This is a genomic window from Olleya sp. KKT75, from assembly GCF_055635485.1.
Genome location: NZ_CM145759.1, coordinates 2,108,602 through 2,134,501, shown reverse-complemented (window position 1 = coordinate 2,134,501; position 25,900 = coordinate 2,108,602). Strand labels below are relative to the sequence as shown.

At 31.9% G+C, this 25,900-nt stretch carries 24 protein-coding genes and 1 pseudogene; 8 read left to right on the top strand and 17 right to left on the bottom strand.

The window, feature by feature from the left end; translation table 11 throughout:
* Positions 1-26: 26 nt before the first annotated feature.
* Entirely contained in the window at positions 27-725 is a 699-nt protein-coding gene (gene radC, locus ACZ2G2_RS09410) for a RadC family protein (RefSeq protein WP_090841321.1), read from the bottom strand.
* Between the two features lie 69 nt (positions 726-794).
* Here radC and ACZ2G2_RS09405 point away from each other — a divergent pair, with 69 nt between their 5' ends.
* Together ACZ2G2_RS09405 and ACZ2G2_RS09400 are read left to right on the top strand one after the other, a co-directional pair.
* Positions 795-1,388 carry an FMN-binding negative transcriptional regulator gene (locus tag ACZ2G2_RS09405; protein WP_470391937.1) on the top strand — a complete coding sequence of 198 codons (594 nt, stop codon included), beginning with the start codon at positions 795-797 and terminating at the stop codon, positions 1,386-1,388.
* A gap of 37 nt (positions 1,389-1,425) precedes the next feature.
* Positions 1,426-1,791, top strand: a complete 366-nt coding sequence (locus tag ACZ2G2_RS09400) for a DUF1304 domain-containing protein (protein WP_470391936.1) — start codon at positions 1,426-1,428, stop codon at positions 1,789-1,791.
* A 107-nt stretch (positions 1,792-1,898) separates the two neighbouring features.
* Here the strand turns inward: ACZ2G2_RS09400 and ACZ2G2_RS09395 are convergent, their stop codons facing one another.
* The 3 genes from ACZ2G2_RS09395 to ACZ2G2_RS09385 form a co-directional block, all read right to left on the bottom strand.
* Positions 1,899-2,327, bottom strand: a complete 429-nt coding sequence (locus ACZ2G2_RS09395) for an FKBP-type peptidyl-prolyl cis-trans isomerase (protein ID WP_090841328.1) — start codon at positions 2,325-2,327, stop codon at positions 1,899-1,901.
* A 390-nt stretch (positions 2,328-2,717) separates the two neighbouring features.
* On the bottom strand, positions 2,718-3,698 hold the full coding sequence (locus ACZ2G2_RS09390) for a PLP-dependent cysteine synthase family protein (RefSeq protein ID WP_101203376.1): 981 nt from the start codon (positions 3,696-3,698) through the stop codon (positions 2,718-2,720).
* Between the two features lie 202 nt (positions 3,699-3,900).
* The gene (locus tag ACZ2G2_RS09385) at positions 3,901-5,136 is read right to left on the bottom strand and encodes an ABC transporter permease (RefSeq protein ID WP_470391935.1); all 1,236 of its coding nucleotides are present in this window, start codon (positions 5,134-5,136) and stop codon (positions 3,901-3,903) included.
* Positions 5,137-5,144: 8 nt separating this feature from the next.
* Between ACZ2G2_RS09385 and ACZ2G2_RS09380 the strand changes: the two genes are divergently transcribed.
* Complete coding sequence (locus ACZ2G2_RS09380; RefSeq protein WP_470391934.1) at positions 5,145-6,425, top strand: exo-beta-N-acetylmuramidase NamZ family protein; 1,281 nt, start codon at positions 5,145-5,147, stop codon at positions 6,423-6,425.
* 6 nt (positions 6,426-6,431) lie between these two features.
* Here the strand turns inward: ACZ2G2_RS09380 and ACZ2G2_RS09375 are convergent, their stop codons facing one another.
* From ACZ2G2_RS09375 to ACZ2G2_RS09360, 4 genes and pseudogenes are all read right to left on the bottom strand, one after another.
* Positions 6,432-7,418 (bottom strand): hypothetical protein, encoded by a 987-nt coding sequence (locus ACZ2G2_RS09375; RefSeq protein WP_470391933.1) that lies wholly within the window; start codon positions 7,416-7,418, stop codon positions 6,432-6,434.
* Between the two features lie 262 nt (positions 7,419-7,680).
* A pseudogene (locus tag ACZ2G2_RS09370) lies at positions 7,681-7,830 on the bottom strand (sterol desaturase family protein); the annotation flags it as partial.
* Between the two features lie 75 nt (positions 7,831-7,905).
* Positions 7,906-8,799 (bottom strand): hypothetical protein, encoded by an 894-nt coding sequence (locus ACZ2G2_RS09365; RefSeq protein WP_470391932.1) that lies wholly within the window; start codon positions 8,797-8,799, stop codon positions 7,906-7,908.
* Positions 8,800-8,826: 27 nt separating this feature from the next.
* Positions 8,827-9,321: a YkgJ family cysteine cluster protein gene (locus tag ACZ2G2_RS09360; RefSeq protein WP_090841341.1), complete on the bottom strand. Its 495-nt coding sequence runs from the start codon at positions 9,319-9,321 to the stop codon at positions 8,827-8,829.
* 21 nt (positions 9,322-9,342) lie between these two features.
* Here ACZ2G2_RS09360 and ACZ2G2_RS09355 point away from each other — a divergent pair, with 21 nt between their 5' ends.
* Positions 9,343-10,041, top strand: coding sequence for a class I SAM-dependent methyltransferase (locus ACZ2G2_RS09355; RefSeq protein ID WP_470391931.1), 699 nt, complete (start codon positions 9,343-9,345; stop codon positions 10,039-10,041).
* Here ACZ2G2_RS09355 and ACZ2G2_RS09350 read toward each other — a convergent pair.
* The 4 genes from ACZ2G2_RS09350 to ACZ2G2_RS09335 form a co-directional block, all read right to left on the bottom strand.
* Complete coding sequence (locus ACZ2G2_RS09350; RefSeq protein ID WP_470391930.1) at positions 10,038-10,565, bottom strand: DUF2059 domain-containing protein; 528 nt, start codon at positions 10,563-10,565, stop codon at positions 10,038-10,040. The genes ACZ2G2_RS09355 and ACZ2G2_RS09350 overlap by 4 nt on opposite strands.
* Before the next feature lie 33 nt (positions 10,566-10,598).
* Positions 10,599-12,221, bottom strand: coding sequence for an amidohydrolase (locus ACZ2G2_RS09345; RefSeq protein ID WP_470391929.1), 1,623 nt, complete (start codon positions 12,219-12,221; stop codon positions 10,599-10,601).
* 99 nt (positions 12,222-12,320) lie between these two features.
* Positions 12,321-14,048: a TonB-dependent receptor gene (locus ACZ2G2_RS09340; protein ID WP_470391928.1), complete on the bottom strand. Its 1,728-nt coding sequence runs from the start codon at positions 14,046-14,048 to the stop codon at positions 12,321-12,323.
* Between the two features lie 40 nt (positions 14,049-14,088).
* Positions 14,089-17,109, bottom strand: a complete 3,021-nt coding sequence (locus ACZ2G2_RS09335; RefSeq protein WP_470391927.1) for a tetratricopeptide repeat protein — start codon at positions 17,107-17,109, stop codon at positions 14,089-14,091.
* A 255-nt stretch (positions 17,110-17,364) separates the two neighbouring features.
* Here ACZ2G2_RS09335 and ACZ2G2_RS09330 point away from each other — a divergent pair, with 255 nt between their 5' ends.
* The 3 genes from ACZ2G2_RS09330 to ACZ2G2_RS09320 are packed head-to-tail and all read left to right on the top strand — an operon-like array spanning position 17,365 to position 19,888.
* Complete coding sequence (locus ACZ2G2_RS09330; protein ID WP_090841353.1) at positions 17,365-18,051, top strand: cell division ATP-binding protein FtsE; 687 nt, start codon at positions 17,365-17,367, stop codon at positions 18,049-18,051.
* Positions 18,052-18,062: 11 nt separating this feature from the next.
* On the top strand, positions 18,063-18,953 hold the full coding sequence (locus tag ACZ2G2_RS09325; RefSeq protein WP_470391926.1) for a glycosyltransferase family 2 protein: 891 nt from the start codon (positions 18,063-18,065) through the stop codon (positions 18,951-18,953).
* Positions 18,950-19,888 carry a glycosyltransferase family 2 protein gene (locus tag ACZ2G2_RS09320; RefSeq protein WP_282068720.1) on the top strand — a complete coding sequence of 313 codons (939 nt, stop codon included), beginning with the start codon at positions 18,950-18,952 and terminating at the stop codon, positions 19,886-19,888. The genes ACZ2G2_RS09325 and ACZ2G2_RS09320 overlap by 4 nt, the downstream gene beginning before the upstream one ends.
* Here the strand turns inward: ACZ2G2_RS09320 and ACZ2G2_RS09315 are convergent.
* Positions 19,874-20,290: a sugar 3,4-ketoisomerase gene (locus ACZ2G2_RS09315; RefSeq protein WP_272023473.1), complete on the bottom strand. Its 417-nt coding sequence runs from the start codon at positions 20,288-20,290 to the stop codon at positions 19,874-19,876. The two genes, ACZ2G2_RS09320 and ACZ2G2_RS09315, sit on opposite strands and share 15 nt — an antisense overlap.
* Positions 20,277-21,389, bottom strand: a complete 1,113-nt coding sequence (locus tag ACZ2G2_RS09310; protein WP_470391925.1) for a glycosyltransferase — start codon at positions 21,387-21,389, stop codon at positions 20,277-20,279. Before ACZ2G2_RS09310 ends, ACZ2G2_RS09315 begins: the two co-directional genes overlap by 14 nt.
* Positions 21,390-21,420: 31 nt before the next feature.
* Here ACZ2G2_RS09310 and ACZ2G2_RS09305 point away from each other — a divergent pair, with 31 nt between their 5' ends.
* On the top strand, positions 21,421-22,563 hold the full coding sequence (locus tag ACZ2G2_RS09305; protein ID WP_101203363.1) for a glycosyltransferase: 1,143 nt from the start codon (positions 21,421-21,423) through the stop codon (positions 22,561-22,563).
* A 1-nt stretch (position 22,564) separates the two neighbouring features.
* Here ACZ2G2_RS09305 and ACZ2G2_RS09300 read toward each other — a convergent pair whose 3' ends face one another.
* From ACZ2G2_RS09300 to ACZ2G2_RS09290, 3 genes are read right to left on the bottom strand one after another with little or no spacing between them, the layout of a single operon-like run.
* Positions 22,565-23,872, bottom strand: coding sequence for an O-antigen translocase (locus ACZ2G2_RS09300; RefSeq protein ID WP_470391924.1), 1,308 nt, complete (start codon positions 23,870-23,872; stop codon positions 22,565-22,567).
* On the bottom strand, positions 23,873-24,976 hold the full coding sequence (locus tag ACZ2G2_RS09295) for a DegT/DnrJ/EryC1/StrS family aminotransferase (RefSeq protein ID WP_470391923.1): 1,104 nt from the start codon (positions 24,974-24,976) through the stop codon (positions 23,873-23,875). It lies immediately after the preceding gene.
* Positions 24,973-25,845: a GNAT family N-acetyltransferase gene (locus ACZ2G2_RS09290; protein ID WP_470391922.1), complete on the bottom strand. Its 873-nt coding sequence runs from the start codon at positions 25,843-25,845 to the stop codon at positions 24,973-24,975. Before ACZ2G2_RS09290 ends, ACZ2G2_RS09295 begins: the two co-directional genes overlap by 4 nt.
* Positions 25,846-25,900: the final 55 nt, after the last annotated feature.

Genomic DNA, 25,900 nt, shown 5'->3' with positions numbered 1-25,900 from the left:
AATACATTACACTTTAAACTAGTGTTTTAAAGCATCCCCTCGTCAGCAAAACTAAAATAAGCGTTTTCTGTAATAATCAAATGGTCCAATACTTTTATATCTAAGCTTTGTGCAGCTGTTTTTAGTTTTAAAGTCACATCCTTATCCGCTTGACTTGGCTTTAAAGTACCAGATGGATGATTATGCGATAAAATTAAGCCTACTGCACCAACCTCTAAGGCTGTTTTTAAAACTAAACGCGTATCTACTAATGTTCCTGTTATGCCACCTTTACTAAGTTGATTTTTGTAGATTACTTTATTAGAATTATTAAGATAGACTATCCAAAACTCTTCATGAGGTAGCTCTCCAATAACGGGTTGCATTAGCTCGAAAACAGACTTACTGGATTGGATTTTCTTTTTTTGTAACGCTTCTTCACCTCTGCGACGTCTCCCAAGTTCTAAAGCCGCAATAATACTTATAGCTTTAGCCTCTCCAATACCTTTAAATTCCATTAATTGCTTTATGCTAAGTTTACCAAGATCGCTTAAGTTATTATCCACACTGGCTAAAATACGCTTGCATAAAGACACCGCACTTTCACTTCTGTTACCTGAACCTATTAATATAGCTACTAACTCCGCGTCACTTAACGTTGCTTTTCCTTTGTATAATAACTTTTCCCGAGGTTGATCGTCTTGAGACCAATTTTTAATTGAAAATGAAGTACTTTTATCTGACATTTTATAAAACTACATAATATTTTGTGATTTTTAAATGAAATTAAAAACATAACCTAACAGCCAACAACTTTGTATCCTCCTAAAAAACATCAAGATAGCGACAAAAAACACTTAATAGAAGTGATAAAAACGTATCCTTTAGCGACTGTTATTTCGGTTAAAGACAACACACCATTAATTACACACTTGCCTTTAATTTACAGAGCATCTGATGGTAAACTAGTTGGTCACATTGACATTTATAATCCACAAACCGAATTACTAAAGGATTTAAATGAAGTGACACTTATTTTTTCTGGCCCACAATGTTATATCTCTCCAAGCATTTATACAACCACTCAATTACCAACTTGGAATTATATTAAAGTCCATTTAACTGGGACCGTACAACGTATTGAAAATAAAGCCGAATTAAAGCAATCTTTAATAGACATGACGTCTTTTTTAGAAGCGCCTGATCATAAATATGTATTAGAGGCGGACAATCCAAGACTAGATAAAAATCTAGATTACATCAAATTATTTGAGATTACAATAAAAACATGGGAAGGAAAATTTAAATTGTCTCAGGATAAAAAACCAAAAGACACCGAAAACGCAAGACTAGAATTATTAAAGACTAATCAAGAACAAGTTAAAATGTTTTTAGATCAAGTCTTTTAAAGTACCTATTTTATAATAACCAGCTTAAACTAAACTTATGGATATACTAATTAAAATAATTATTGCAATTGTAGCAGCGCTACACCTCTACTTTTTATACTTTGAAATGTTTGCATGGGAAACTACCGGACGTAAAGTTTTTAAAAGCTTGCCGAAAGAGATCTTTAAACCCACTAAAAGCATGGCAGCAAACCAAGGTTTGTATAATGGTTTTTTGGCTGCGGGGTTAATTTGGACCTTTTTTATAACTAATCAAGAATGGTATAGCAATATTGCTATTTTCTTTTTAGGATGTGTTGCTGTTGCTGGTATTTATGCAGCATTAACAGTCTCTAAAAAAATATTTTTTATACAAGCAGGACCTGCTTTAATAGGTATTATATTGTTATTGATTGCTAATTAAGTATCGCGTTTAAAAAATAGAATTTACGACTTAAAAAGAAGCATAAAAAAACAGCCATTATTATACAAAATATAATAATGGCTGTTTTTAATTATAAAATAAGTGACTTATTTAATACCTACAACTTCAAGGTCAAAAATAAGGTCTTTACCTGCTAACGGGTGATTTGCATCTAACACGATAGTTTCGTCTTTTACCTCAACTACTAATAAATTAGTTTCACGACCATCTTCTGTTTTAGACACTAAGCCCATACCTACTGCAGGAGTCATATCCTCAGGTAAATCTGATTTGCTTACTTCTTGTATTAAAGCTGGGTTAACATCACCATAAGCTTCTTCTTTAGCTATTGTAATGGTTTTTTTCTCGTTCAACTTCATATCAATCACACCTTTTTCAAATCCAGGAATTAATTGTCCTTGACCTAAAGTAAACTCTAAAGGCTCTCTTCCTTCTGAGCTATCAAAAATTTGCCCGTCAGATAATTTTCCTGTGTAATTTACTTTAACTGTGTTGTTTTCTTTTACTTGATCCATACTATATTATAAAATTTAAAACGTGCATTCTGCATAATTTTTATGCTGTAATTATTATAGATTAAATGCACTGACAAGGTAAACGCCAAAATCAAGCCAAACCCTAAAATATTAATATTCAAACCAATATTATCTTATTTAGAAATAAAAATTTAACAGATCAGCCCTTTGATAGCAGTAAATGGGTTAGTTAAAAATGCTTTTGAAAGAAAAAATAAAGCCTAAATTAAAATCAGCAACTATGTCATGTTACCAATTAAAGTTAAGTATTTATGTGTCATAACTACAAAAAAACGAATTATAGATTACATGTATTTGTTATATCAAAAAAGCTCACAATTAAAATTGTGAGCTTTTTTATATACTTAATTTGCTTACGCAACATTTGTGCTACTCTATGTAACCCATTTTACGCATCCAATCGTCATTAAACATTTTTCCAACGTATCTACTTCCATGATCATGGAATAATACCACCACAACATCATCTTTAGTAAAGTGTTCTTTTAATTGTAACACACCTTTAATAGCTGCTCCTGCACTATTACCTAAAAACATACCTTCTTCTTTAGATAGTCTTTGTGTATACACAGCTGCGTCTTTATCTGTTACTTTAGTAAACCCATCAATAATATCAAAGTCTACGTTTTTTGGTAGGATATCTTCTCCGATACCTTCTGTTACGTAAGGATAGATTTCTTTTTCGTCAAAAATCCCTGTTTCATGGTATTTTTTAAATACAGAACCGTAAGTATCAATTCCCCAGATTTTAATATTTGGATTTTGTTCTTTTAAATATTTACCAACTCCAGAAATTGTACCTCCTGTACCTACACCAACCACAAAATGTGTGATTTTACCATCTGTTTGCTTCCAGATTTCTGGCCCTGTACTTTGGTAATGTGCTTTAGCATTACTTGGGTTATCATATTGGTTAACATACCAGCTATTTGGTGTTTCTTCTCCTAAACGTTTTGATACAGAATAGTAAGATCTTGGATCATCTGGCTCCACTGCTGTTGGACAAACTACTACCTCTGCGCCTACTGCTTTTAATATATCTACTTTTTCTTTACTTTGTTTGTCCGCCATTACAAAAATACATTTGTATCCTTTTATTATGGCTGCTAATGCTAATCCCATTCCTGTATTACCTGAAGTCCCTTCTATAATTGTTCCTCCTGGTTTAAGACGTCCATCTGCTTCTGCGTCTTCTATCATTTGTAAAGCCATACGGTCTTTAACGGAGTTTCCTGGGTTAAAAGTTTCGTATTTAGATAATACTAAACATGGTAACTCTGCAGTTAACTTGTTTAATTTAATTAGTGGTGTATTACCTATGGTTTCTAATATGTTATTTGCGTATTGCATCTATTGTTTTTTTTTCTTTTGCAAAAATAAGTTAAAAGTTAAAGCTTGAAAGTTAAAACCGAAATTATTTATTTTGGAATGGAACTTTGGTTGGTCGCGTTAAGGATTGAGCAATCTGTTTGAGCTCCTCGCAGAGAGCGAGTTGTGAAAGCCTGACGGTTGTCCTGATCTAAAATCAGGATAACAGTAACGCCCAAATTATTTAATCAAATCTAATAGCCTTTACAGGCGAAATTTTTGAAATTATATAAGATGGTATTAACAGCATTAATAGGCATAATACAAACGTCCCAATATTTAACGCTATTATATAACCTAGGTTTATATAAACGGGTACTGCCGATACATGATAGGTTTTTGGATCTAATGGAAATAGTCCAAAATACTTTTGAAGCATTAGTAAACTTATCCCTATTACATTACCCCAAAACAGTCCTTTTAATATCAGATATGCTGCGTTATAAAGGAAAATTTTACGGATGCTATTATTGGCGCTTCCTAAGGCTTTTAAAATTCCAATCATTTGTGTGCGTTCTAAAATTAGCACTAATAATGCGGTTATCATGTTTATCCCTGCTACTAAAATCATGATACCAATGATAGCGTATATGTTATTATCAAAGATTTTAATCCACTCAAAAATCATTGGGTATACTCTATCTACGGTTTTAGCATTTAAGGTAGATGGTACTTCTTTAAAAATTGCGCTACCCGTAGCTTCTAATGTATTAAAATCTTCTATAAAAACTTCGAAACGTCCAACTTGATCGCTATCCCATTTGTTTAAACGCTGGATTTGTTTGATATCTCCAATAACATAAAGCTGATCCATTTCTTGCAAACCAGAATTGTAAACACCAACTATATTATATGTTACTCCGCGCGGTGGTTTGGTAGAGTCTTCCCTTAAAAAGTAGGTATTTATACGGTCGTTTAATTTTAATTGTAGCCTATTAGCCAGATATTGCGATACTAAAACATCGGTACTAATATCCTTTGTGTAATCGGGTAATTTACCTTCTATTAAAAATTCTTTAAAATATTGCCAATCATAATCTGCACCAACACCTTTTATTACAATATATTCAAAATCGTTTTCTAATCTTATTATTCCTGATTTTGTTGCTGTACCTTGGACATGTGTTACTTCTGGAATATTTTTAAACTCGGGATAAAAATCTTGTTGGGTAGTTATTGGTCTTATGCTTTCTTGTGAGTTGTTGGTATCGTAATTTTCGATAATAGTGTGTCCATTAAAGGCAATTACTTTTTCTCTAATTTTTTGCTGTAAACCAATTCCTGTCGCAATAGCTATCATCATTACAATAATACCCAATGCAATTGCTACGATACCAATTTTTATTATTGGTGCCGATATACTACTTTTATACGCTTTACTATCAATTATGCGTTTAGCTATAAAAAACTCGAAATTCAAACTAGATTATGCGATTTAATGTTTTCAAAAATACAGTTTTATTATTTGTTTTAGTATTAATTTCTTGCGGAATGAAAAAGCAAGATTCAAGTTTAAATACAAATGAAAAAACACCAGTTACTACAACTTTAAAAGCAGAGGTACAAAATCCGATTCAGGAAGTCAAATCCTTAATAGTTGGCGCTAATCAAACCGAAGCATATTTACCTTTACTAAAAGGACAACGTGTTGGTATTGTAGCCAATCAAACTAGTGTGCTTTTTAATGTTTTAACTGATAACGCTTCAGGTAACAATTATACACACCTTGTAGACTCTTTAGTGCGTTTAAATATTGACGTCAAAAAAGTGTTTGCTCCAGAACATGGCTTTAGAGGTAAAGCTGATGCAGGAGAAGTTGTTAAAGATGGTTTTGATACTAAAACAGGGTTACCAATTGTGTCTCTTTATGGTAGTAACAAAAAACCAAGTGTTGCACAATTAAAAGACCTTGACATCGTGATTTTTGATATCCAAGATGTTGGAGCGCGTTTTTATACTTACATTTCTTCTTTACATTATGTTATGGAAGCTTGTGCTGAACAAAACAAAACTTTAATAGTTTTAGACAGACCTAATCCAAATGGACATTATATTGATGGTCCTATTTTAGAGGAAGCACATACTAGTTTTGTAGGTATGCATCCTGTACCTGTTGTACACGGTTTGACTATTGGAGAGTATGCACAAATGATTAATGGCGAAAACTGGCTTAAAAACAACGTACAATGCGCCTTAAAGGTTATTACTGTTAAAAACTATACTAGACAAATAGCTTATGACTTACCTATTAAACCATCTCCAAACTTACCTAATGCACAAGCTATAAACTTATATCCTAGTTTATGCTTTTTTGAAGGTACAAATGTAAGTGCTGGACGTGGTACGGATTTGCAGTTTCAAATATATGGTTCTCCTTTTTTATCAAAAACACACTACACATTTACACCTAAACCAAATGAAGGTGCAAAATATCCAAAACATGAAAATAAAGTCTGTAATGGCTATAATTTAAGTGACGTTAAACACCAAAGTGCATTAAATTTAAGTTATCTAATTACTGCTTATAAAAACACGACAAACCCATCTACATTTTTTGTTAGTAATGGCTTTTTTACAAAACTTGCTGGAACTAAAAAACTGCAACAACAGATTGAAGCTGGTTGGAGTGAAGACAAAATAAAAGCCACTTGGACAAGTGGCTTAAATGATTTTATGATTAAACGAAAACCTTATTTGTTATACAAATAATATCGGTTATTCGTCATACTTTTTACCGTTAGGTCTTAAGTTTTCTTTTCTGTATTCTTCTCTGGTTTGCTTATCTAAACCATCGTTGTTTATATCAGAAATATTGTACTTAACTTCTTTTACCTCTATTGGGTCACTAGATCTGTCTGAGTTATGCTCTGCAACATCACGCTCTTGCTTTTTTCTTTCTGCTTCTTCTAAAGCAAGTGCTCTTTGCTTTTCACGCTTTGCTTCTGCAATTTCTCTATCTTTAATTGCTTGACGGTTAGCTTCTATTTGGGCTAATTGTTTGTCAGCTTTATCTTTTGCTGCTTTCGCTCTGTTGGCTTCTGCTAGTGCGTGTTCTTTTCTAGACTTATCCGCAGCTTCTTTTTTAAGACGCTCTTTTAATTCTCTTTCTTTTACCTCAGCTACTGCACGCTCTTTTTTAGCTTTAGCATCACCCTCTCTTTGGATACGTTCTCTTTCAGCTCTTTCTTTAGCTTCTTTTTCTGCTCTGCTTGGTTTAGAATTTGCACTAGCTAAACGTGTATCATCTTTTTTATAACCTCTTGGCTTAATATTTCTTTTAAGTAATTCTTCCGCAGGTAAACTTGCACGTAAAACATCTTCCTCCAAATCCGCAATGGCATTTGTTGGTTTAGCTATAGATTCTATTCTGTTTAAAGAAATTGGATATACAGCATCTTCTCTATACGCTACAACAGTGTAACGTCCTACTTCAAAATGGTGAAGCGGAATCCTAGCTTCTTTACTTCCTAAATCCATTAAAACAGATTCTTTTTGACTGTGGAATAAAAAACTAAATCTAAAAATTTGAGTGCTACTTTTAAGAATGATCGTATCTCCAGTTCTATTTAGAACATGGACAAGACCAGCTTTAGTTGCATTTACGTTTTCTGTAATAGTAGTTCTGCTTCTTGATTGCGCTAACGCAGAAGTAGTTACCATAAGTAAAACAAGGAGTGTGTATGTTATTTTTTGCCTAATCATAATTTTAAATTATATCGATACGCTAAAAATCAGTTGTAAGGGAGTACAAATTTAAAATGAATTTGTGTTAATACATATTAAACTCCCTTTAATTTACTTAAAATTAGCTGAACGTCACAAAATATTCGACGAATAGTTAATTTATCTGATTATCAATGATTTAGAGATATATCGCTTATTTGATTAGTATATATTCAAATAATGTACCAAGTCTATATAGTATCAACACTATTTAACAAAATATTACAAAAACCCTTTAATATTAGTCTGTTGTTGGGTTTCTATACTTATAAAAAGGTTGCTTTAACAAGTGTGATAGCTCACTGTTTTTGGCTTCGTCCGGAAAGGTGTCTACACCATAAATAATTTGATCTCTATCCAAAGTCATATAAGTCCCCAAAAGACGATCCCAACTATTAATATTTACACCCTATGAGAAGATGGAATCGTTTCGAAGTATGTAATTATAGATTCCATTAATGATATGCTATTTGTTTACAATAAACTTAACTTTATTTAAATCTGATTGTAACACTTGTGCTTTCCATGGAAGTGCCTCCTCAATATTATCTAAACTTCTATAGGTTGCATAATTTAAAAATGCGAACAAAGCAACATTAATCTTATCAATGCCTTCCTCTGTATATTTTTTCAACATTCGGCGTGCCTTATTATCTTTACCTAATATTAAAGCTTCCTTTATCTTTAATAATTTGTGCTTTTGTAACAATGCTTCTTTTGTGTCATAATCACTATTTTGCAATAAATTTTCTGCCTCAAGCATATATATGTTTGACAGCATAATAATTTCTTCTTTTACAAAATCTTCAGCATAAATAGCAAAATCTAAATATTTATTAGCTAGTCTAAAAGTTGTTGCGTAATTTTTATTTTCGAAATAACTATTTAATTCTGCCTCCAAAAAAGAGGTATCTAGTGCATATTTTTTAATAATTGCAGTCAAGTCTTGCGTCATAAACTCGTCCGCAGTCCTCAAATCTAAAATATTACCATTAGGATCCATAACCTTTACATTATCGTCATTAAAACGATTAATATAACTCATGTTACGTTTACCATCTATCTTATCAAATAGTTGCTGATACATAGACTCATTAATAATAACAGGTACAAAATATTTCCATACTAACGTTTTTACAGCATCGCTTTCAAACAATTCTGTAACCACTTTAGTCCCATCAGTATCTTCTAATATTATGGGATAAGAATAATTTGCTGAATCTTCCCAAATAACCAATAGCATCTTATTTTTAGACAATGCTAATTTTTTTGCTAAGGTTAAAGAGGTCAACCATTCTTGTGCCATAGCACTTGTAATGGTTGCAACGCTTAATAATAGGGTAAATAAAAGCTTTTTCATAATACTTAAAAATACAAAATAATTGTATTAATATTTAATTCGTTTTTTCATCTCTTCCACAATATTAAATGCTGCGGGACAAATAGCGACGTTTTTTAACGTTAAATTAGATATTTGCTGAAATTTTTTACGGTCAGTATGCGGGAATTCGGCGCAAGCCTTAGGACGCACATCATAGATAGAACAGTAGTTATCTGCTCCTAAAAAGGTGCACGGTACAGACTGTAACACGTAATCATTTTCTTCGTCTAGACGTAGGTAAGTGTCAATAAATTGTTGTGGTTTTTGTCTAAAATGCTTAGCAATACGTTGCACATCTTTATCTGTAAAAAGAGGTCCCGTAGTTTTACAACAGTTGGCACACGTTAAGCAATCCGTTTTTTTAAATTCGGCTTCATGCAATTCTTGCATAATATAATCCAGTTGCTTTGGTGCTTTCTTTTTTAGCTTAGTAAAAAAGGTTTTATTTTCCTTATGCTTATCTTTGGCAAGCTTTGGGAGATCATTTAAAAATTCTTCCATGTTACAAAAATAGTATTTTAAATGAAAGACCTTTTCGGAAAAGCCTTATTAGATTATCAGAATAATAATTATACAGAAGACTTAATGACGTCTACTAACATATCTGATGAGGATGAGTTACCTCTTCCTTATCTTTTTAGAGATTATAAAGCTATGCCTAAGTTAGAACAACAGGCGTTAAACTTAGCAAAAGGTAAGATTTTAGACGTTGGTTGTGGTTCTGGAAGTCACAGTCTATATTTACAAAGTAAAGGGCTTAGCGTTAAAGCTATTGATGTGTCTGCTGGTGCTGTTGCAGTTAGTAAAGCACGAGGTGTAATTACTATTGAAGAAAAAGCGCTTTTAGATGAAACCGATACTTTTGATACTATTTTATTATTGATGAATGGTACCGGAATATTTCAAACCTTAGATCAAGTCTCCTCGTATTTGTTGCATTTAAAATCTTTATTAAATGAAGGCGGTCATATATTAATAGATTCTAGCGATATAAAATACATGTATTTAGATGAAGATGGTGGTTTTTGGCAAGATATGAATGCTAATTATTATGGCGAACTAGATTACTTTTTAAGTTATAAAGACGAAAAAGAAGCCCCAATGAAATGGTTATATCTTGATTACAAACTATTATTTGATGCGTGTACTGCTATTGACTTAAAATGCGAAATGCTCGCGGAAGGCGAGCATTATGACTATTTGGCTAAGCTATCGATTTAAAGATCGTATCCTTTTTCTGACAGTTTAGAAATCATTCTTTTATATAAATCACCACTCCACATTACAGAAATGTCACCCATAGACTCATTCATTGAATCTTGAGAGCTTACAATTTTTTGACCGGTATCACTCTTGTAAAATTCGGTTAAAATAATTTTATCACCTTCTGTTAAAGCTTCTGGTTTAAACATGTTTTTTCCTGCTTTGGTTGCGTATAAAGCGTTCATGTTTTTTACGTCTTTATGTGTAAAATGCGCTCTGTAAGCAGACACTACCATTTGTGCCAACTCGCTCATTGCATCAGTTCTTTCATTTTTTAACTCTGTCCAAACTGTTGCAGGCACTGCTTGAGATGCAAACTGCTCTTCTAGCATTGTAAACATTTGATCTATTACGCCTTCGTAATACGTCATTGTCCCATTACTTTTTATACACGTTTTAACATCTTCACTGTATTGATCAACTTGAGCAAAACTTGATGTCCCAATTGCTAAAAAGCAAACTAATGCGATAATTTTTTTCATTTTAAATATGTTTATGTGATTACAAAATAGCAACTACTGTGCCACGCCATTAATATATGTTTCTTTTACCTTGATGTTTGGGATTTCTTTTTGATCAATGGTCATTATATTATCGCCTAAGATAATAAAATCGGCATATTTACCAACTTCTATGCTTCCTTTTTCCGTTTCTTCAAAATTAGAGTATGCTGCCCAAATGGTCATTCCTTTTAAAGTCTCTTCTCTGGTTAGCCCGTTTTCTTTATTAAAACCACCTTCTGGATATTGGTTAGTGTCTTGTCTAGATACTGCTGCGTAAAAGGTTAAAAATGGACTAACTCTCTCTACCGGAAAATCTGTACCTAAAGCAACTCTTCCACTTTTTTCTAATAATGTTTTATAAGCATAAGCGCCTTTAATTCTCTCTTTTCCTAAACGGTCTTCCGCCCAATACATATCGCTTGTAGCATGGGTTGGTTGGATTGAAGGTATAATATTTTCGTTTTTAAAATATTCAAAATCATTATCTGTAATCACCTGTGCGTGCTCTACTCTCCAACGTCTGTTACTTTCTGACTGTAATGTTTTAGCATATGTCTGTAACACAAAACGGTTAGCAGAATCTCCAATAGCATGCGTATTCATTTGATACCCCGCTTTTTCTATTTGTTTTGCTAAATCTTGATAAGCCTCCACACCTATAACTAAAGCGCCAAAATGATCATGTTGGTCCGAATAATCTTGCTTTAACGCTGCACCTCTAGACCCTAAAGCTCCATCTGCGTAAACCTTAACAGATTGCACATTTAAACGATTTGTTTTGATTTTTCCTTTATTTAAATAGTAGTCTAAATTGGCCTTTTTGTTACTAATCATAGCATAAACACGCATATCCAAAGTACCAGCTTGCTGTAAGCTGTCAATCAACTCTATGACTTGTTTATCTAATCCTGCGTCAGACACCGTAGTTAATCCTAAAGCTGTACATATTTTTTGAGCCTCCAGCAAAGCATCTATTTGTTGTTGTTTTGTTGGCTCCGGAAAAATAGCTTCTACCAACTCCATTGGATTATCTATTAAAAGACCGGTAAGTTTACCGTTTTCTTTTAAAATCTCTCCACCTTCTGCAATTGTACTTTCTGTGATTTTAGCTAAATTTAATGCTGCTTGATTACAAATCATCGCGTGACCATCAATTCTAGTTAAAGCCACGGGTGTGTTAGGAAATAATTTATCCAATTCTGCTTTAGTAGGATATATTTTAACGTCCCAATCGTTTTGATCCCAACCTCTACCTATTATAAATTTAGAAGGTTTCTTTTTCTGAAATTCGACAACCTTACTTATAACGTCATCATAACTTTTTGTATCCCTAAGATTAACTTGTAATTGGTTTAAACCAAGTCCATAAAAATGGCAATGTGCATCAATAAAACCAGGTAAAACAGTTTGACCAGCAACATCAATAAGTGCTTTTGCTTTATATTTATTTTTAATATCTGCTGCTTTACCCACCGCCACAAATTTACCGTCCTTAATAGCAAAAGCTTCTGCGTTAGAAAAGTTAGCATCTACAGTATACACATTAGCATTAGTGATAATAGTATCTACATCTGTCTTATCTACACCACAAGATGTTATGACTAAAAATAAGAATAGGATTTTGGTGAATTTCATATTTTAAATTTTTCCGTAAATATAAGCATAAAAAAAAGCCTCTAATTGAGGCTTTTTTAAACTTTTATTTGTGTTCGGTTTTAAACCGAATTATTTTAACTAAAAATCAAACTTATACGTCGCACCTGCCAAAAACTGAATGCCTTGTACTGGTGTATTTTGCCATTTTGTATAAGATTCGCCTACTAAATTATTTCCTTTAGCAAATACAGAAAAACGATCATTAATATGATATCCTACATGTGCGTTAGCATCAAAATAAGCATCCAAAGTAACCACTCCTGTCATTGGCGTTATTAAACTTGGAATATTAAATTGGTCTTTACGTTCTCCGATATAATATAAATTTGCTCCAGCAAACCACTGTTGATTTATTTGATAATCTACAAATACAGATCCTTTTATATCTGGTAAATTCCATGCTTCCATTTGATTTTTTGCATCATATGAAAAGTATTCTCCTTTTATCCCTAGCGTGAAATTACGATTAATGTCCACGTTTAATTCTGCAGCAACACTTAACGTTGTTACATCATCATAAGCAATACCAAAAGAGTTCCCGTAGGTATAAGCTTCTGACGTTTGCGTGATATCATTATTAACAAATAACGCTTTATTTTTCTCTGATTTGTAGCTTCCGCTAACTGTGTAACTCATAGCATTAGACAATTTCCCTTTTAACCCTGCAAATCCATTATATTGTTGGTCTGTAGGTGCTATAAATAAATTAGGTGACACAAATTGGTTCTCGTCAGCAAAGTCATAATAAGAGTTTTGTATTAACCCACCTTTTACGCCTCCAAACACAATTAAAACATCATCCACTAATCTGTAACTAGCTGCAATATTTGGATAGATAAAAAATTTGCTTTGACTAGCCTCTGTATCATTTAAATAAACCGCTTTAACACCTAAACTTACTGATAAGTCATCATTATTTAATTTAAAAGTTGGCGCTACACCTACTATAAAATTACCATAATTAAGCGCTGTAGGTACTGCGTAAGCTTTATCAAAACTACCGCCTAGGTAATCTGCAAAGACTTCTACATCTACTTCGTTATCTCTAATCTCTACCGTTCCTAAAGCATTAACTTCTAATCTATTTTCACCAGAACCATAATCGTCACCAAAACGTCTAAATAATAAACTTCCTGATTTAAAAACTGAATCTTCAAACATAATATCTCCACCAACATGCGCAGTAGTAAAACTATGACCAACATCTAATGTATCTGCTGTTGCTTGATTAAATAAAGGCTGTTGTAAACCATACCAATTATAGGTTTCATGTTGAAAACCTCCTAAAAGAGACCATGTGTAATCCCTATTGTTTTTAGTATAGTTTAAATTAAGCTTAGAGTCTGAAAAACCACTATCCGTTAATACATCATCTATATCTCCTTGAGAAGAGTGATGCCCAATATATGCACTAAACGCCTGGTCTCTACCAATCGCATGATTTAAATAAGCCTCTCCTAAAATAGTAGTATAAGTCCCCACACCCAATGTAGCATAGTTGTTATATAATTTTACTTTTTTAGCTTTATCTACTACCGCTGCTTTTCCTTTTGCAGGCGTAAATGTTGATGCCACAGGAAAAGAGAAAATATTATATTTAACGTCTTTTTTTGTTGCGGTATCTGTATCATCCAACGATGGTGTTTCTTTAACTTTAAAAGCATCAGAAATTGTTGGTGTATATGGTTTTACTACATCAATAACACCTGTCTGTATAGTATCTCCTTCCCTTTCTTGTGCTAATGCAAAGACCGAAATTAATAACGATGGTATTAATAAAGTGATTTGTTTTTTTGTAATAAACATAATTTATATTTATGAATTGCGATTGTCTTGATTGCTGATTTTAGTCTTCAGTAATTACTGATGAATTTGTTTTAGCTTCTTCTGCTTTTATTCTAGTCAATTCTGTTTGTGCTTCTGTTTTCACATCCTCAAAATTGCTAAAGTTTTTGATTACACTTTCAAGTATATACGTTGCTTGAAAAGCATCTCCTAAAGCATAAAAGTTTTTAGCCATTATAACTAATCCTTTTGCTCCGTAATATTTATACCCAGAATAATCTTTTGCTAAACGCTGTGTTACCGTGTTAGACTGGTTATACAATCCGTCTTTATTTTTAAAATAAGCATTGTAGTATAAGGCTTCTGCTGCAGTTTCGCCTGTTGCAAATGTTTCGACTTGTGCATACGCTGTTCTTGCTTTAGCTTGATCATTTGTTTTAATAGCAGAACGGGCAATTATAACATAAGCATCACTTCTTATTTTATTATCTAAATTAAGGTTACTAAGCACTTTTTCCGCGTAAGCGACCGCTTGATTATAATTATCTAATTGGTAATTAGCCTGCATTAAATTAGATTGTGCAAACAAACTATTTTGCGGAAAGTTAGCCTCTACTTCTAATCGTTTTAAAGTTGGAATTACTGCATTCCAATCTTTTTTATCTAATTGAATTTGAGACAAACGTAATAATGCTTCTTCAGAGAATTCGCTTTGCGACTTACCGACAACAAATGCATAATGCGGTTCTGCATTAGACTTTAAATCTTTTTTAAAGTATAGCTGACCTAAGTAAAAATGTGCTTGTGTGGCATGCAATCCGTTTGCAAACTGGTTTAAATACCCATTAAATTGTTTGATGGCTGCGTTTACGTTTTCGTCTAAATATTGTTTCTCTGCAGCCTCGTAAGTTGCATTATCTAAATCGGCATCTGTAACCTCAACAAAATCCAATGTTCTAACCCAAGTAGCATACTCATCTACTTGACCTAAATCTATATAAATTAAACGTGCTGTTGCTACCGCTTGATTTGCTTCTGGCGTACTTGGATAATCTCTTGCAACCGCTTTAAAGGTTGTTAATGCTTGTTGATTTTTATTAGCGTTATAATAGACTAAACCTTGACGTAATTGCGCTTTGCTTGTAAAAGGACTTGTACTATACTCCTTTTTTAATTGGTTATAAATACCAATAGCTTTATCATCTTTACCTGCTTTTACATAACTATTACCCAATGCATACATCGCATCATCACGCAATTTAGAGGTTGGATATTTTGCAATAAATTGTTCTAATTGAGTGGTCTGATTACTCTCATTACCAATGTAACCATAACTCATTGCTTTTTGGAAAAAAGCATAATCGTTTTCAATTTTTCCAACTTGCATAGCGTTATCGTAAGCAGCAATCGCTTCGTTATAACGACTGGACACAAAATAACCATCCGCTAAACGTAAATATGCATCATTCAATCTAACTTTATCTGTTTTGTTTTTTTGAATAAACTGATTAAAATATGTGGTTGCTTGACCATAATTTTTTTGTTTAAAGTACGTGTAAGCAATATTGTAATCTAAATTTTCATACTCTACAGTCTCAGACGCACCGCTTTGTTGTGCAAATTGTTTAAACCCTATTAAAGCATCATCATAATTTGTTAAGTTATAATCTGTCTCTGCTTTCCAGAAGGTTGCTCTAGCGGTATATTTTTGATCTTGCTGTTCTTTTAAAGAACTATCAAAAAGGTCTTCTGCATCTTGATATTTACTATCATTAAACAACTCTAAACCTCTATAAAAAGCCACTTTTTGATAAGCAACTTTACTTTCAAAACTGTTTTTATTTTTTAATAAAACCAATGCTTCCTTATAATTTTTAGAGGTAATGTAAGAGTCTATTAACAACCCTTCTACTTCTTCTTTATATTGCGTGTTTGGATATTTTTCTAGATACCCATTTAAAACCTGCGGTACAGATTGATACGCATTACCAATTTGGTAACTAATCTTAGCATAGTTTAACCAAGCATCTTCCTGGATTTTTAAATCATAATCCATTTGCGATGCATTTCTGAAGGCATTTAATGCTTCTTGTTTTTTACCAACATTAACATAACTTTCTCCTAAGTGATAGTATGCGTTTTGGGCAACACTATTATCTGCACTTACAATTTTATTAAATTCTGAAATGGCTTTATCATAATCCTTTTGCTTGTAATACGCGTATCCTAATTGGTAGTAATCCGTATTACTCCACTTTCCTTTTTTACCATTATAATCTGTTAAGTATGGAATAGCTTCGTCATACTTTTCTAGGTTGAAATAACTTTCTCCTATAATTTTATTTAATTCCGAAACTTCATTTCTATCGCTAGTTTCTAATTTAGACTTAGCCAACTCTATCGCTTTATCAAATTTCCCTAATTTAAAATTTAAATCTGCCTGATAGTAACTTAGTTTTTCCTTATACTTTTCTTCATCTCCAACCTGCTCAAAATACTTATTAGCTCCGTCGTAGTCATCTCCTTCATAAGACATAAATCCTAAATAATATTTGGCTTGTGACCCGTATTTTTGAGACGTCTCTACGCGTGTTAAATACTTTCTGGCGTCTTTATAGTTTTTGGTAGTAAACGATGCATATCCGTTATTAAAGTTATAAGCTTCTTTATCCGCTCTAGCCAAAGACCCTTCGTCCACTTTTGCATACCATTTTTGTGCATAAGCATATTTACCATTGGTAAAGTAATATTCTGCAACATCTACAAATGCAGTATTACGTTTTGTACTAGTTGGATAATCTTCCACAAAACGCTCCATTAATACATCTGCATTTTGCTGGTTTAATCTAATAGCAGCATTTGCAATATAAAAAGCACAATTACTTTGTACATTCTCGTCATCCGTCGTTTTATTGATTTGACTAAACAAATTTTGAGACGCTAAATATTGCTGACTATTATACAACTGAAGTGCTTTTTGGTAATCTCCAAGACTACTTGTATACACCGCGGATTGTTGCCCAAATAATTGGAAACAAAACGCTAAGGTTATAAAAAATGTAAGCTGTTTTTTTACTAACATTGACACTGTTTTTAAATTATAAATCAAAGATAAATTAATCTATAGGTCTAACGCTGAATTTTACTAATAATTATAAACGGAGTTATTAAATGCAGAAAATCTACTCTATTTTTTCCAAATAACTATCCGCAAGAGATGCGGTAATAAATTATTACTTTTGACCTCCTTTTTTTACTATTAATTGTTTACTTTGTCATCTACAATTTTCTGCAATACAAAAGCGTTATAATAACTTAAGAATATTAAAATTATTTTATGTCTGACACTGTTTTAGAATTAAAAAATGCTTCAATTTTTCAAGGTGAAAGCTTAGTACTTTCTGACATTAACTTAGAGGTTAAAAAAGGTGATTTTGTTTATCTAATTGGTAAAACTGGTTCTGGAAAAAGTAGTTTTATGAAAACGCTTTATGGCGATTTAAAACTAACTAAAGGAGAAGGTCATATTGTTGATTACGACTTACTAAAACTAAAAGAAAAAGAGATTCCGTTTTTACGTCGAAAGCTAGGTATTGTATTTCAAGATTTTAAATTACTTACAGACCGTACTATTAACGACAATTTATTATTTGTTTTAAAAGCTACAGGCTGGAAAGACAAAGCTAAAATGACGGAGCGTGTCGCTTCTGTTTTAGATAAGGTAGACATGAAAACTAAAGGTTTTAAATTTCCGCATGAATTATCAGGAGGAGAACAACAGCGTATTGCTATTGCACGTGCTTTGCTAAATGATCCAGAATTAATATTAGCAGATGAGCCTACAGGAAACCTAGACCCACAAACTAGTATTGAGGTTATGGAAGTCCTGCAAGAAATAAATAAAAATGGAAATACCATTTTAATGGCTACCCATGATTATGCTTTACTTTTAAAATACCCAAGCAAAACATTAAAATGTGATGACAATAAAGTGTTTGAAGTTGTACAACGTAAGGCTAATTAATCCCTATTTGTATGCTTTCTGTTTTAATACCGACCTATAATTACAACGTTACCACATTAGTTAACAGTCTGCATGCACAATTACTAAAATCACAAATTAATTTTGAAATTTTAATATTAGATGACGGATCAAACCATGTTATAAATACAACCAATCAAGTATTAAACACATTAGCATTTGTAACATTTAAAACCAATCCTAAAAATGTTGGATTAAGTAATAACCGTAATCTTTTAGCTGAAGCGTCCATCTATAACTATATTTTATTTATTGATGGTGACTCTCTAGTTATATCGGACCAATACATTGCCAATTATCTTAGTAATATTACACCTGAAACTGGTATCATTTATGGTGGACGTATCCATCCAAAACAAGTCTCTAAAAAAAGAGAATTACGCTTAGTTTACGGAAAAAAAAGAGAAGATTTAAGCGCCAAGCAAAGATCTGAAAAACCGCATAAACGCATGTTTTGTAATAATACGTTAATGACTAAAGCAACATTTAACGCTATTACGTTTGAAAAAACATTAAACCAATATGGTCATGAAGACACATTATTTGCATACAAAGCAAGTGTTTTAAAAACAGCCATTTTACATATTGACAATCCTATTTTACATGGTGATGTTGATTTTAATAACGTCTTTTTAAACAAAACAGAAAAAGGATTACAAAACTTAGATTATATTTATAAATCGGAACTTATACCACAAAATTTTATTCCTTTTTTAGAGTATTTCTCTAAATTAAAACGATTTAAACTAAATTATCTTTTAGCCTATTCTTACTATTTTACTAATCCGATAACTAAGTATTTATTAACCAACAAACTGACCTCTTTAGCATTATTTGATATCTTTAGAATTAGCTACTTTTGTCATATTAACCTCAAAAAATGAGTCCTTTCTTCTCTGTTGTCATACCGCTTTATAATAAAGAAAGTTATATTTCAAAAACATTAAACACGGTTTTAAATCAGTCGTTTAAAGATTTTGAAGTTATTATAGTTAATGATGGCTCTACAGACCAAAGTGTTTCCGTTATAGATACTTATACAGACAAAAGGATAAAACTTATACATCAAACAAATCAGGGCGTTTCCGTTGCACGTAATACTGCAATAACAGCTTCAACCGGAATGTATATCGCGACATTAGACGCAGATGATATTTGGAAACCAAATCATTTAGAAGCATTAAAAAAGTGCATTGATACTTTTAAAAACGCTGTCTTATTCTGTAATAATTACGAAATTAAAAGACGTGATGGTTTTGTAACAAAAGCTAAATTTAATTTTGAATACCACTCCGACTGTCTTTTAGTAGACAATTTTTTTGAAGCTAATATTATAAACTACATTCCGCACTCTTCTTCTGTTGCATTTAAAAAAGATACGTTCTTTAAAATAGGAGCTTACAATACGCAATTACGTACAGGACAAGATATTGATTTGTGGATTAGATTTGGCTTACATGGTGCCATAGCATTTAACCCCGTGGTTACCATGCTTTACAACTTTTTTGACCCTAATAGTTTATCTAATAGTAAACTGAATGATAATAGGTTATTATTGATTAGTCAGTATACTACTGAAGAACAAACTAACCCGTCTTTAAAACGCTACATGGACATTAAGCGTTATGCTTTAGCCATTAGATACAAGTTTAATAATGAAGATAAAAAAGCGACGTTTTTAATTAATGAAATTAACGTCAACAATCTTAATTTTAAGCAGCGTTTGATATTAAATTGCCCAAAAACACTTTTAATAAAACTGAAACAATTTCAAGAGTTTTTGATAAAAAAGAATATTTATTTATCAGCTTTTAGATAATACAAATTGATTATAATCCCTGATGTAATCTATCTCTTTATAGACATCGGAAGCCAACACCAAACATACGGACCCTGCTGAAAAATTTTCAAGCTCTCTCCAAATACCTGGCACAATCAACAAACCTTTATCGGGTTTATTAAGTGTTACGGTTTTAGTAGACTTACCATCTTTTAATATAACATCAAAACTACCACTTAAGGGAATCAAAAATTGATATAATGCCTTATGTGCATGTCCACCGCGATAAGCATCACTTGGAACATCGTATAAATAATAGACACGTTTAATATCAAAATCCAAACAGTCTTTTTCAATAACCGAAAGATTACCTCTCCCTTCTTCGTCAGAAATTTTAGGGATATTAATTATTTGGACGTCGTCAAGATTAGTTTGTTTCATTTATACGTTTTAAATAGTTGCTCCATTGTGCTCCAATAACTTCTTCAGACAAATGGCTTACGCTAGATTTAGCCAAAGCTTTACACGCGCTGTATAGATCTGTATCAAATATAAAAGTATTTAATGCAACCGCTAAAGTTTCTGTATTAAAATTTTCAACTAAAAGCCCATTCTGCTTATCAACAATAATTTCACTTGGTCCCGATTGACAATCTACTGACACGACAGGAGTTCCCATAGATAAGGATTCCAACAAAACCATCGGAAAACCTTCATATCTACTTGTTAATACCGTGTATTTTGCGTCTTTTATAAACTTAGCTGGGGCTTTAGTAAAGTTATAGAATAAAACATCCTCTTCTAACTTTAATGCAGACGCTAATTGTTGTAATTCAACTTTGTCCTCACCATCACCCAAAATTACCAACTTGACATTCTGCATTGGTAATTTAGACTGACTGTAAGCATTTAATAATAAAGTTATGTTTTTACTTTTATTAACTAACCGTCCAAAATATAAAATATATTGTTCTGGTAAATTCAAATTTACATCTGTCGCATAATTTAAGAAGTCTTTATCAAATGCGTTATAAATGGTTGTGACATTTGCAAAACCGTAGTTTTGCTTTATTTTTTCATTTATAGCCTGACTAACAGTAATAAAGTTAGTGTCTGATTTATAAATCAATCGCGCTAAAAATCTTGCTTTTGGAATATAAGTCTCCGTATTATAATTATGTACCCAGTATACCACATTTAGCTTTGTGTAGACTAGCTTATTAATAAGCCACTCTTTAATAAAAGTAGGTCGAGATCTAGAATCAACAACTATTGAAATATCATGCTTTTTAAGATATTTTTTAAAAGCAATCAACCGTTGCAGTCTTCCAAATATAGGCGTCCCTTTTGCTTTTAAAATGCCTAAATCAAAACGCTGTCCCGAAAATTCAAAATCTTCTCCAGACAATACGGTAATGACATGTACTCGAAAACCAAAACCCTCTAAAATCTGAGATAATTTTGCACTTGTACGTTCTGCGCCTCCGCCTGCCAATGACGACGCAACAATCCCTACATTAATTTTATTATTAGTTTGCAAATGGTTAGTTTTGGATAATCAAATATAGTAAATGAAAATCTTATTATTGGGTGAATATAGTAGATTACACAATTCTTTAAAAGAAGGTTTAGAAGCTTTAAATCATGAGGTTGTTATAATTGGCTCTGGAGATGGATTTAAATCCTTTCCGGTTGACTATAAAGTGTATTCTGTTTTTAGAGAAAAAAAAGCCCTGCTATTTTTATCCAAAGCTATATTAAAAGTGTTTAGAATTAATATTATAAAAATAGAGCTTGCCATTAAATACTATTTAGTGTTTAACAAATTAAAGCAGTTTGATGTGGTACAACTTATTAACGAAGCCTCACTTAAAACAACTGCACGCTTAGAGATAGCACTACTAAAAAAACTTTTTAAGAAAACAAAAAAGGTGGTTTTACTGTCCTGTGGAGAAGATTATTACAACATTTCTTATGCCTTAAAAAACAAAGAAAACTATAGCCTTCTAACACCTTATCTAAATGACAACACTTTAGCAAAAGACTATGCTTTTACTTTAGAATATGTCACAGAACGACACAAAAAACTACACACCTTTTTAGCACGTAATTACGACGGGATTATTGCTTCAGATTTGGATTACCATTTACCTCTAATTAACACTCCTAAATATTTGGGTGTGATAGCTAATCCAATAAATACAGATCTTATAAATTACACACCTTTAGATTTAGATCAAAAAATTAAAATATTTTTGGGTATAAATACTGAAAATTCAATAAAAAAAGGCGTCTTATTTTTTGAGAAAGCTTTAAAAATTATAGCGTCAAAATATCCTGATCTAGTCGAAATAACAATCACTAAAAATCTACCATACAACACATACATAAATAGCTATAACCAAGCACATATAATTTTAGATCAAGTCTATGGTTATGATCAAGGTTATAATGCTTTAGAAGCAATGGCTAAAGGTAAGGTGGTATTTACTGGCGCTGAGCAACAATGGTTAACATATTATAATGTAAAAGAAGATACAATAGCTATTAATGCATTGCCCGATGTAGACTATTTAGTCAAAAAAATAGAATGGTTAATTACTAACCCAAATATTATTAAGACAATATCTGTAAATGCTAATGCTTTTATAACAACACATCATAACTATAAAAATATAGCAGCACAATACGTTAAAACCTGGAATACATTATAGATTACTCTCCTTCTAAATTATCCGGTAGTACACCAAATAAAGACGAATAAAAAATTAGTAGTATTATGGCGTAATACATAACATTAGTTATAAAATAGGCCATATTTGCCCCGACTACCCCAAATTCGTCAATCAATAATGTACTTGTAAAGTATAAGGTTATTACCGAAAAAGCCTCGGTAATAATGTAGTGCCAAAACATGCGTTTAGCCAAAAACTGATAAGCAATGACTACTGACAGCACTTTTATAAAGTCGCCCATTAATTGCCATAAAAACAAATCTTCAACAGGTGTAAACTCGTCCGTCAACACAACCTGAACAATAAAATGTCTCAAAAAATAGATGACCACTAATCCAACAGCAAATATTGGAATAATAGACTTATAAAAACCAAAAACTTCTTTTCTAAAATCCTTGATATTATCAATCTCTGAAAATCTAGGTAAGATATACATGGTCAAAAGCGTGGTTACAAATAACAAGTAATACTTTGATATTCTATTCATGGCTTCCCAAAAACCGGCTTCTTTTAATCCAATATTATCTATAATATAGCTTCTAATTAGTATCGCTATTAATGGTAATATTATTGCAGAAAACAAAGCCATACCGGAATACGAACTTAACTTTCTAGCAAAACTTAAACTAAAGTTACTTGACTTTATCAATGGTGCAAAATTTCGACGATTAATAATTCCAACCAATGTGATTAAAAATATAAGGGATTCTGCCACTACCACAGCTATCAAAGCCCCATCTACTTTTTGTTGCCAAATCAACAAAATAGTAACTGTAGCCCCTAAGATTTGTCCAAAAATATTGAATATTATCAGGTACTTGTATTTACCAAACCCATTTAAAATAGAAAAGGCAAACATGTTTAGGCAATAAAAAGGTATTGCTACAGCAAATATCCTAATGATATAGGCATAATTATTATAGTCTTTAAATATTAAATCACTAATATAATCCGCTTTCAGGTAAACCAGAAAAGACATTAATAAACTGGAGATAAAGCCTAAATAGAATACTGTAGATAATACTTTACTAAGTTGAACGGTATCTTTTTTAAATTGGGCGATATACTTTACAACCCCTTTATATAACCCAAGTATAGATATGGATTGTATAGACCCTGTAAAGTTTCTTAAATTACCAACTAATGCCATCCCTTCTGACCCAACAAATAAAGCTAGTGCTTTTGATGTTAAGAATCCTGCTATTATTTTTACAATAACAGAGATTGAGTTAAGTGAAGCCACTTTAACTAAAACATTAGTATTTATGTATTCTAAAAATTTTTTCAATTAATATCCGTTAAGTATTGCTATTACAGTATCGACCTGAAGTTTAGTCATAACTGGACTAATAGGAATACTCACACAAGTTTCGTGAATTTTTTCTGTTATCGGAAATTTTAACTCGTTAAATCGTTGAAGTGCTTTTTGTTTGTGCGGCGGAATTGGATAATGAATCCCTGATTGAATCTTATGTGACTCTAAATAATTAATAAAATCATCGCGATTTTCTACCAAAACAACAAACAGATGAAACACATGATTCTGCATACCATTAAACTTAGGTAATTTAATTCTTGAGTTTTTTACTTCTAACAAATAACGTTTTGCAATAGCTACACGCTGTACATTATCCGCATCCAAAAATTTAAGCTTAACATTTAAAAACAACGCTTGAATTTCGTCTAATCTATTATTTACTCCCAATACATCATTTATATATTTAGATGATGTGCCGTAATTTCTTAATTTAAAAATAACATCAGCTAATGCTTTATTATTAGTAGTGACCGCTCCTGCATCTCCTAAAGCCCCTAAGTTTTTACTTGGGTAAAAGCTAAAAGCTGCTGCATCGCATAAGTTTCCCGATCGTTTTGATGTTAGACTATCGATAGCTCCTGTGGATTGTGCAGCATCTTCAACAACTAATAACTGGTTACGCTTGGCTAACGCATTAATTTCAGAAACATCACACAATTGCCCATATAAATGAACAATCAATATCGCTTTTGTTGTTTCGGAAATATGTTTTTCAATTTCCGATGCTTCTATATTAAAGCTATCCGTATTAGGTTCAATCAAAACAGGTTTTAAGCCCACTTCCATAATAGCCAATATAGATGCAATAAATGTATTAGCAGGCACAATAACTTCATCTCCCTTTTGCAATACGCCTAATTCTAAATAGCCTTTAAAGATTAAAGCTAAAGCATCAAACCCATTACTGACACCAATACAATATTTAGTTCCACAATAATCCGCATAGTTAGCTTCAAATGTTGTTACACCTTGTCCTAAAACATATACTCCTGAATTTAAAAATGCATTGAACTCCGATTTGAATTCTGACTCAAAACGTGCATTAATTTTTGTTAGATCTAAAAACTTTATCATATCAATACCGTATCTAAAATTTTATAACTGTTAGTATCCACCGTATAAAAATCTTGTGTTACCGTTCTTGCTCCAAAACCTTCCTTCCAATATTGCAAACCTTGATTAACTTGTCTTCCGTTATTTACATTAGACACTCCAAAATCAAAAAATCGTTTATTATTAAATACAGACGTAATTAAATAATGATGCAAAAAATCTAAACTTCCTAATTCATTCTTTTGATTATTACCAGATATATATTGCGAATGCGCAACATATTTGCTCTCAAAAATTGTAGTCCCTGCTACTATCTGATTATTTTGATAGACATTAAATTGACGTATTTGTTTTCCAAAATTAGTTTTTAATGCTGTTATTTCGGCTAAACTATGCACCGGTTTCACATTATGTTTTTCATTTAAATTAGGCTCAAGCACTGTAGACCAAAAAGATTCAAAACTACCTTCTTCTTTAATAACTAAACCCTGTTTTTTGCCTCGTTTAACGCCTTCTAATCTATCTTTAGAAAATTTCAAGCCCTGTCTGTAATCAATTACAGATAATGCATCCCGTCTATTAAGTTTTGCATTTAGCAAAAACATGATATAAGACTGCTCATCGTTTGGCAATGTATTATAAATAGAAGGCAATATTTTTAATTGTAATTCTGTTATTTTAGCTTCATTTAAAAATTTTAAAAGTGCTTTATAAATTAATAAAACGCTATTCAATTTTAAATTTTCTTTAAACACTAAGCCGCCATACGTTAACCCTTGATGAGAATAAACACAATCTTCAACCCTGTTTGCTGGTAGTATAGCAACTAATTTTTCATCTTTAAAAACAAGCAATGAGAAATCATTAAATCTGTCGTTATGGTACTCCATAAAGTTTCGATTAAATAAAAACGTTGCGTTCTTGGAGGCGACAACAAAATCGTTC

Coding starts and splice junctions, on each gene's coding strand:
- ACZ2G2_RS09345 (WP_470391929.1), bottom strand. CDS start 12,221: ATGAAATTCACCAAAATCCTATTCTTATTTTTAGTCATAACATCTTGT.
- ACZ2G2_RS09325 (WP_470391926.1), top strand. CDS start 18,063: ATGCTTTCTGTTTTAATACCGACCTATAATTACAACGTTACCACATTA.
- ACZ2G2_RS09320 (WP_282068720.1), top strand. CDS start 18,950: ATGAGTCCTTTCTTCTCTGTTGTCATACCGCTTTATAATAAAGAAAGT.
- ACZ2G2_RS09380 (WP_470391934.1), top strand. CDS start 5,145: ATGCGATTTAATGTTTTCAAAAATACAGTTTTATTATTTGTTTTAGTA.
- ACZ2G2_RS09315 (WP_272023473.1), bottom strand. CDS start 20,290: ATGAAACAAACTAATCTTGACGACGTCCAAATAATTAATATCCCTAAA.
- ACZ2G2_RS09305 (WP_101203363.1), top strand. CDS start 21,421: ATGAAAATCTTATTATTGGGTGAATATAGTAGATTACACAATTCTTTA.
- ACZ2G2_RS09350 (WP_470391930.1), bottom strand. CDS start 10,565: ATGAAAAAAATTATCGCATTAGTTTGCTTTTTAGCAATTGGGACATCA.
- ACZ2G2_RS09390 (WP_101203376.1), bottom strand. CDS start 3,698: ATGCAATACGCAAATAACATATTAGAAACCATAGGTAATACACCACTA.
- radC (WP_090841321.1), bottom strand. CDS start 725: ATGTCAGATAAAAGTACTTCATTTTCAATTAAAAATTGGTCTCAAGAC.
- ACZ2G2_RS09400 (WP_470391936.1), top strand. CDS start 1,426: ATGGATATACTAATTAAAATAATTATTGCAATTGTAGCAGCGCTACAC.
- ACZ2G2_RS09355 (WP_470391931.1), top strand. CDS start 9,343: ATGAAAGACCTTTTCGGAAAAGCCTTATTAGATTATCAGAATAATAAT.
- ACZ2G2_RS09290 (WP_470391922.1), bottom strand. CDS start 25,845: ATGGAGTACCATAACGACAGATTTAATGATTTCTCATTGCTTGTTTTT.
- ACZ2G2_RS09365 (WP_470391932.1), bottom strand. CDS start 8,799: ATGAAAAAGCTTTTATTTACCCTATTATTAAGCGTTGCAACCATTACA.
- ACZ2G2_RS09335 (WP_470391927.1), bottom strand. CDS start 17,109: ATGTTAGTAAAAAAACAGCTTACATTTTTTATAACCTTAGCGTTTTGT.
- ACZ2G2_RS09360 (WP_090841341.1), bottom strand. CDS start 9,321: ATGGAAGAATTTTTAAATGATCTCCCAAAGCTTGCCAAAGATAAGCAT.
- ACZ2G2_RS09340 (WP_470391928.1), bottom strand. CDS start 14,048: ATGTTTATTACAAAAAAACAAATCACTTTATTAATACCATCGTTATTA.
- ACZ2G2_RS09395 (WP_090841328.1), bottom strand. CDS start 2,327: ATGGATCAAGTAAAAGAAAACAACACAGTTAAAGTAAATTACACAGGA.
- ACZ2G2_RS09295 (WP_470391923.1), bottom strand. CDS start 24,976: ATGATAAAGTTTTTAGATCTAACAAAAATTAATGCACGTTTTGAGTCA.
- ACZ2G2_RS09375 (WP_470391933.1), bottom strand. CDS start 7,418: ATGATTAGGCAAAAAATAACATACACACTCCTTGTTTTACTTATGGTA.
- ACZ2G2_RS09330 (WP_090841353.1), top strand. CDS start 17,365: ATGTCTGACACTGTTTTAGAATTAAAAAATGCTTCAATTTTTCAAGGT.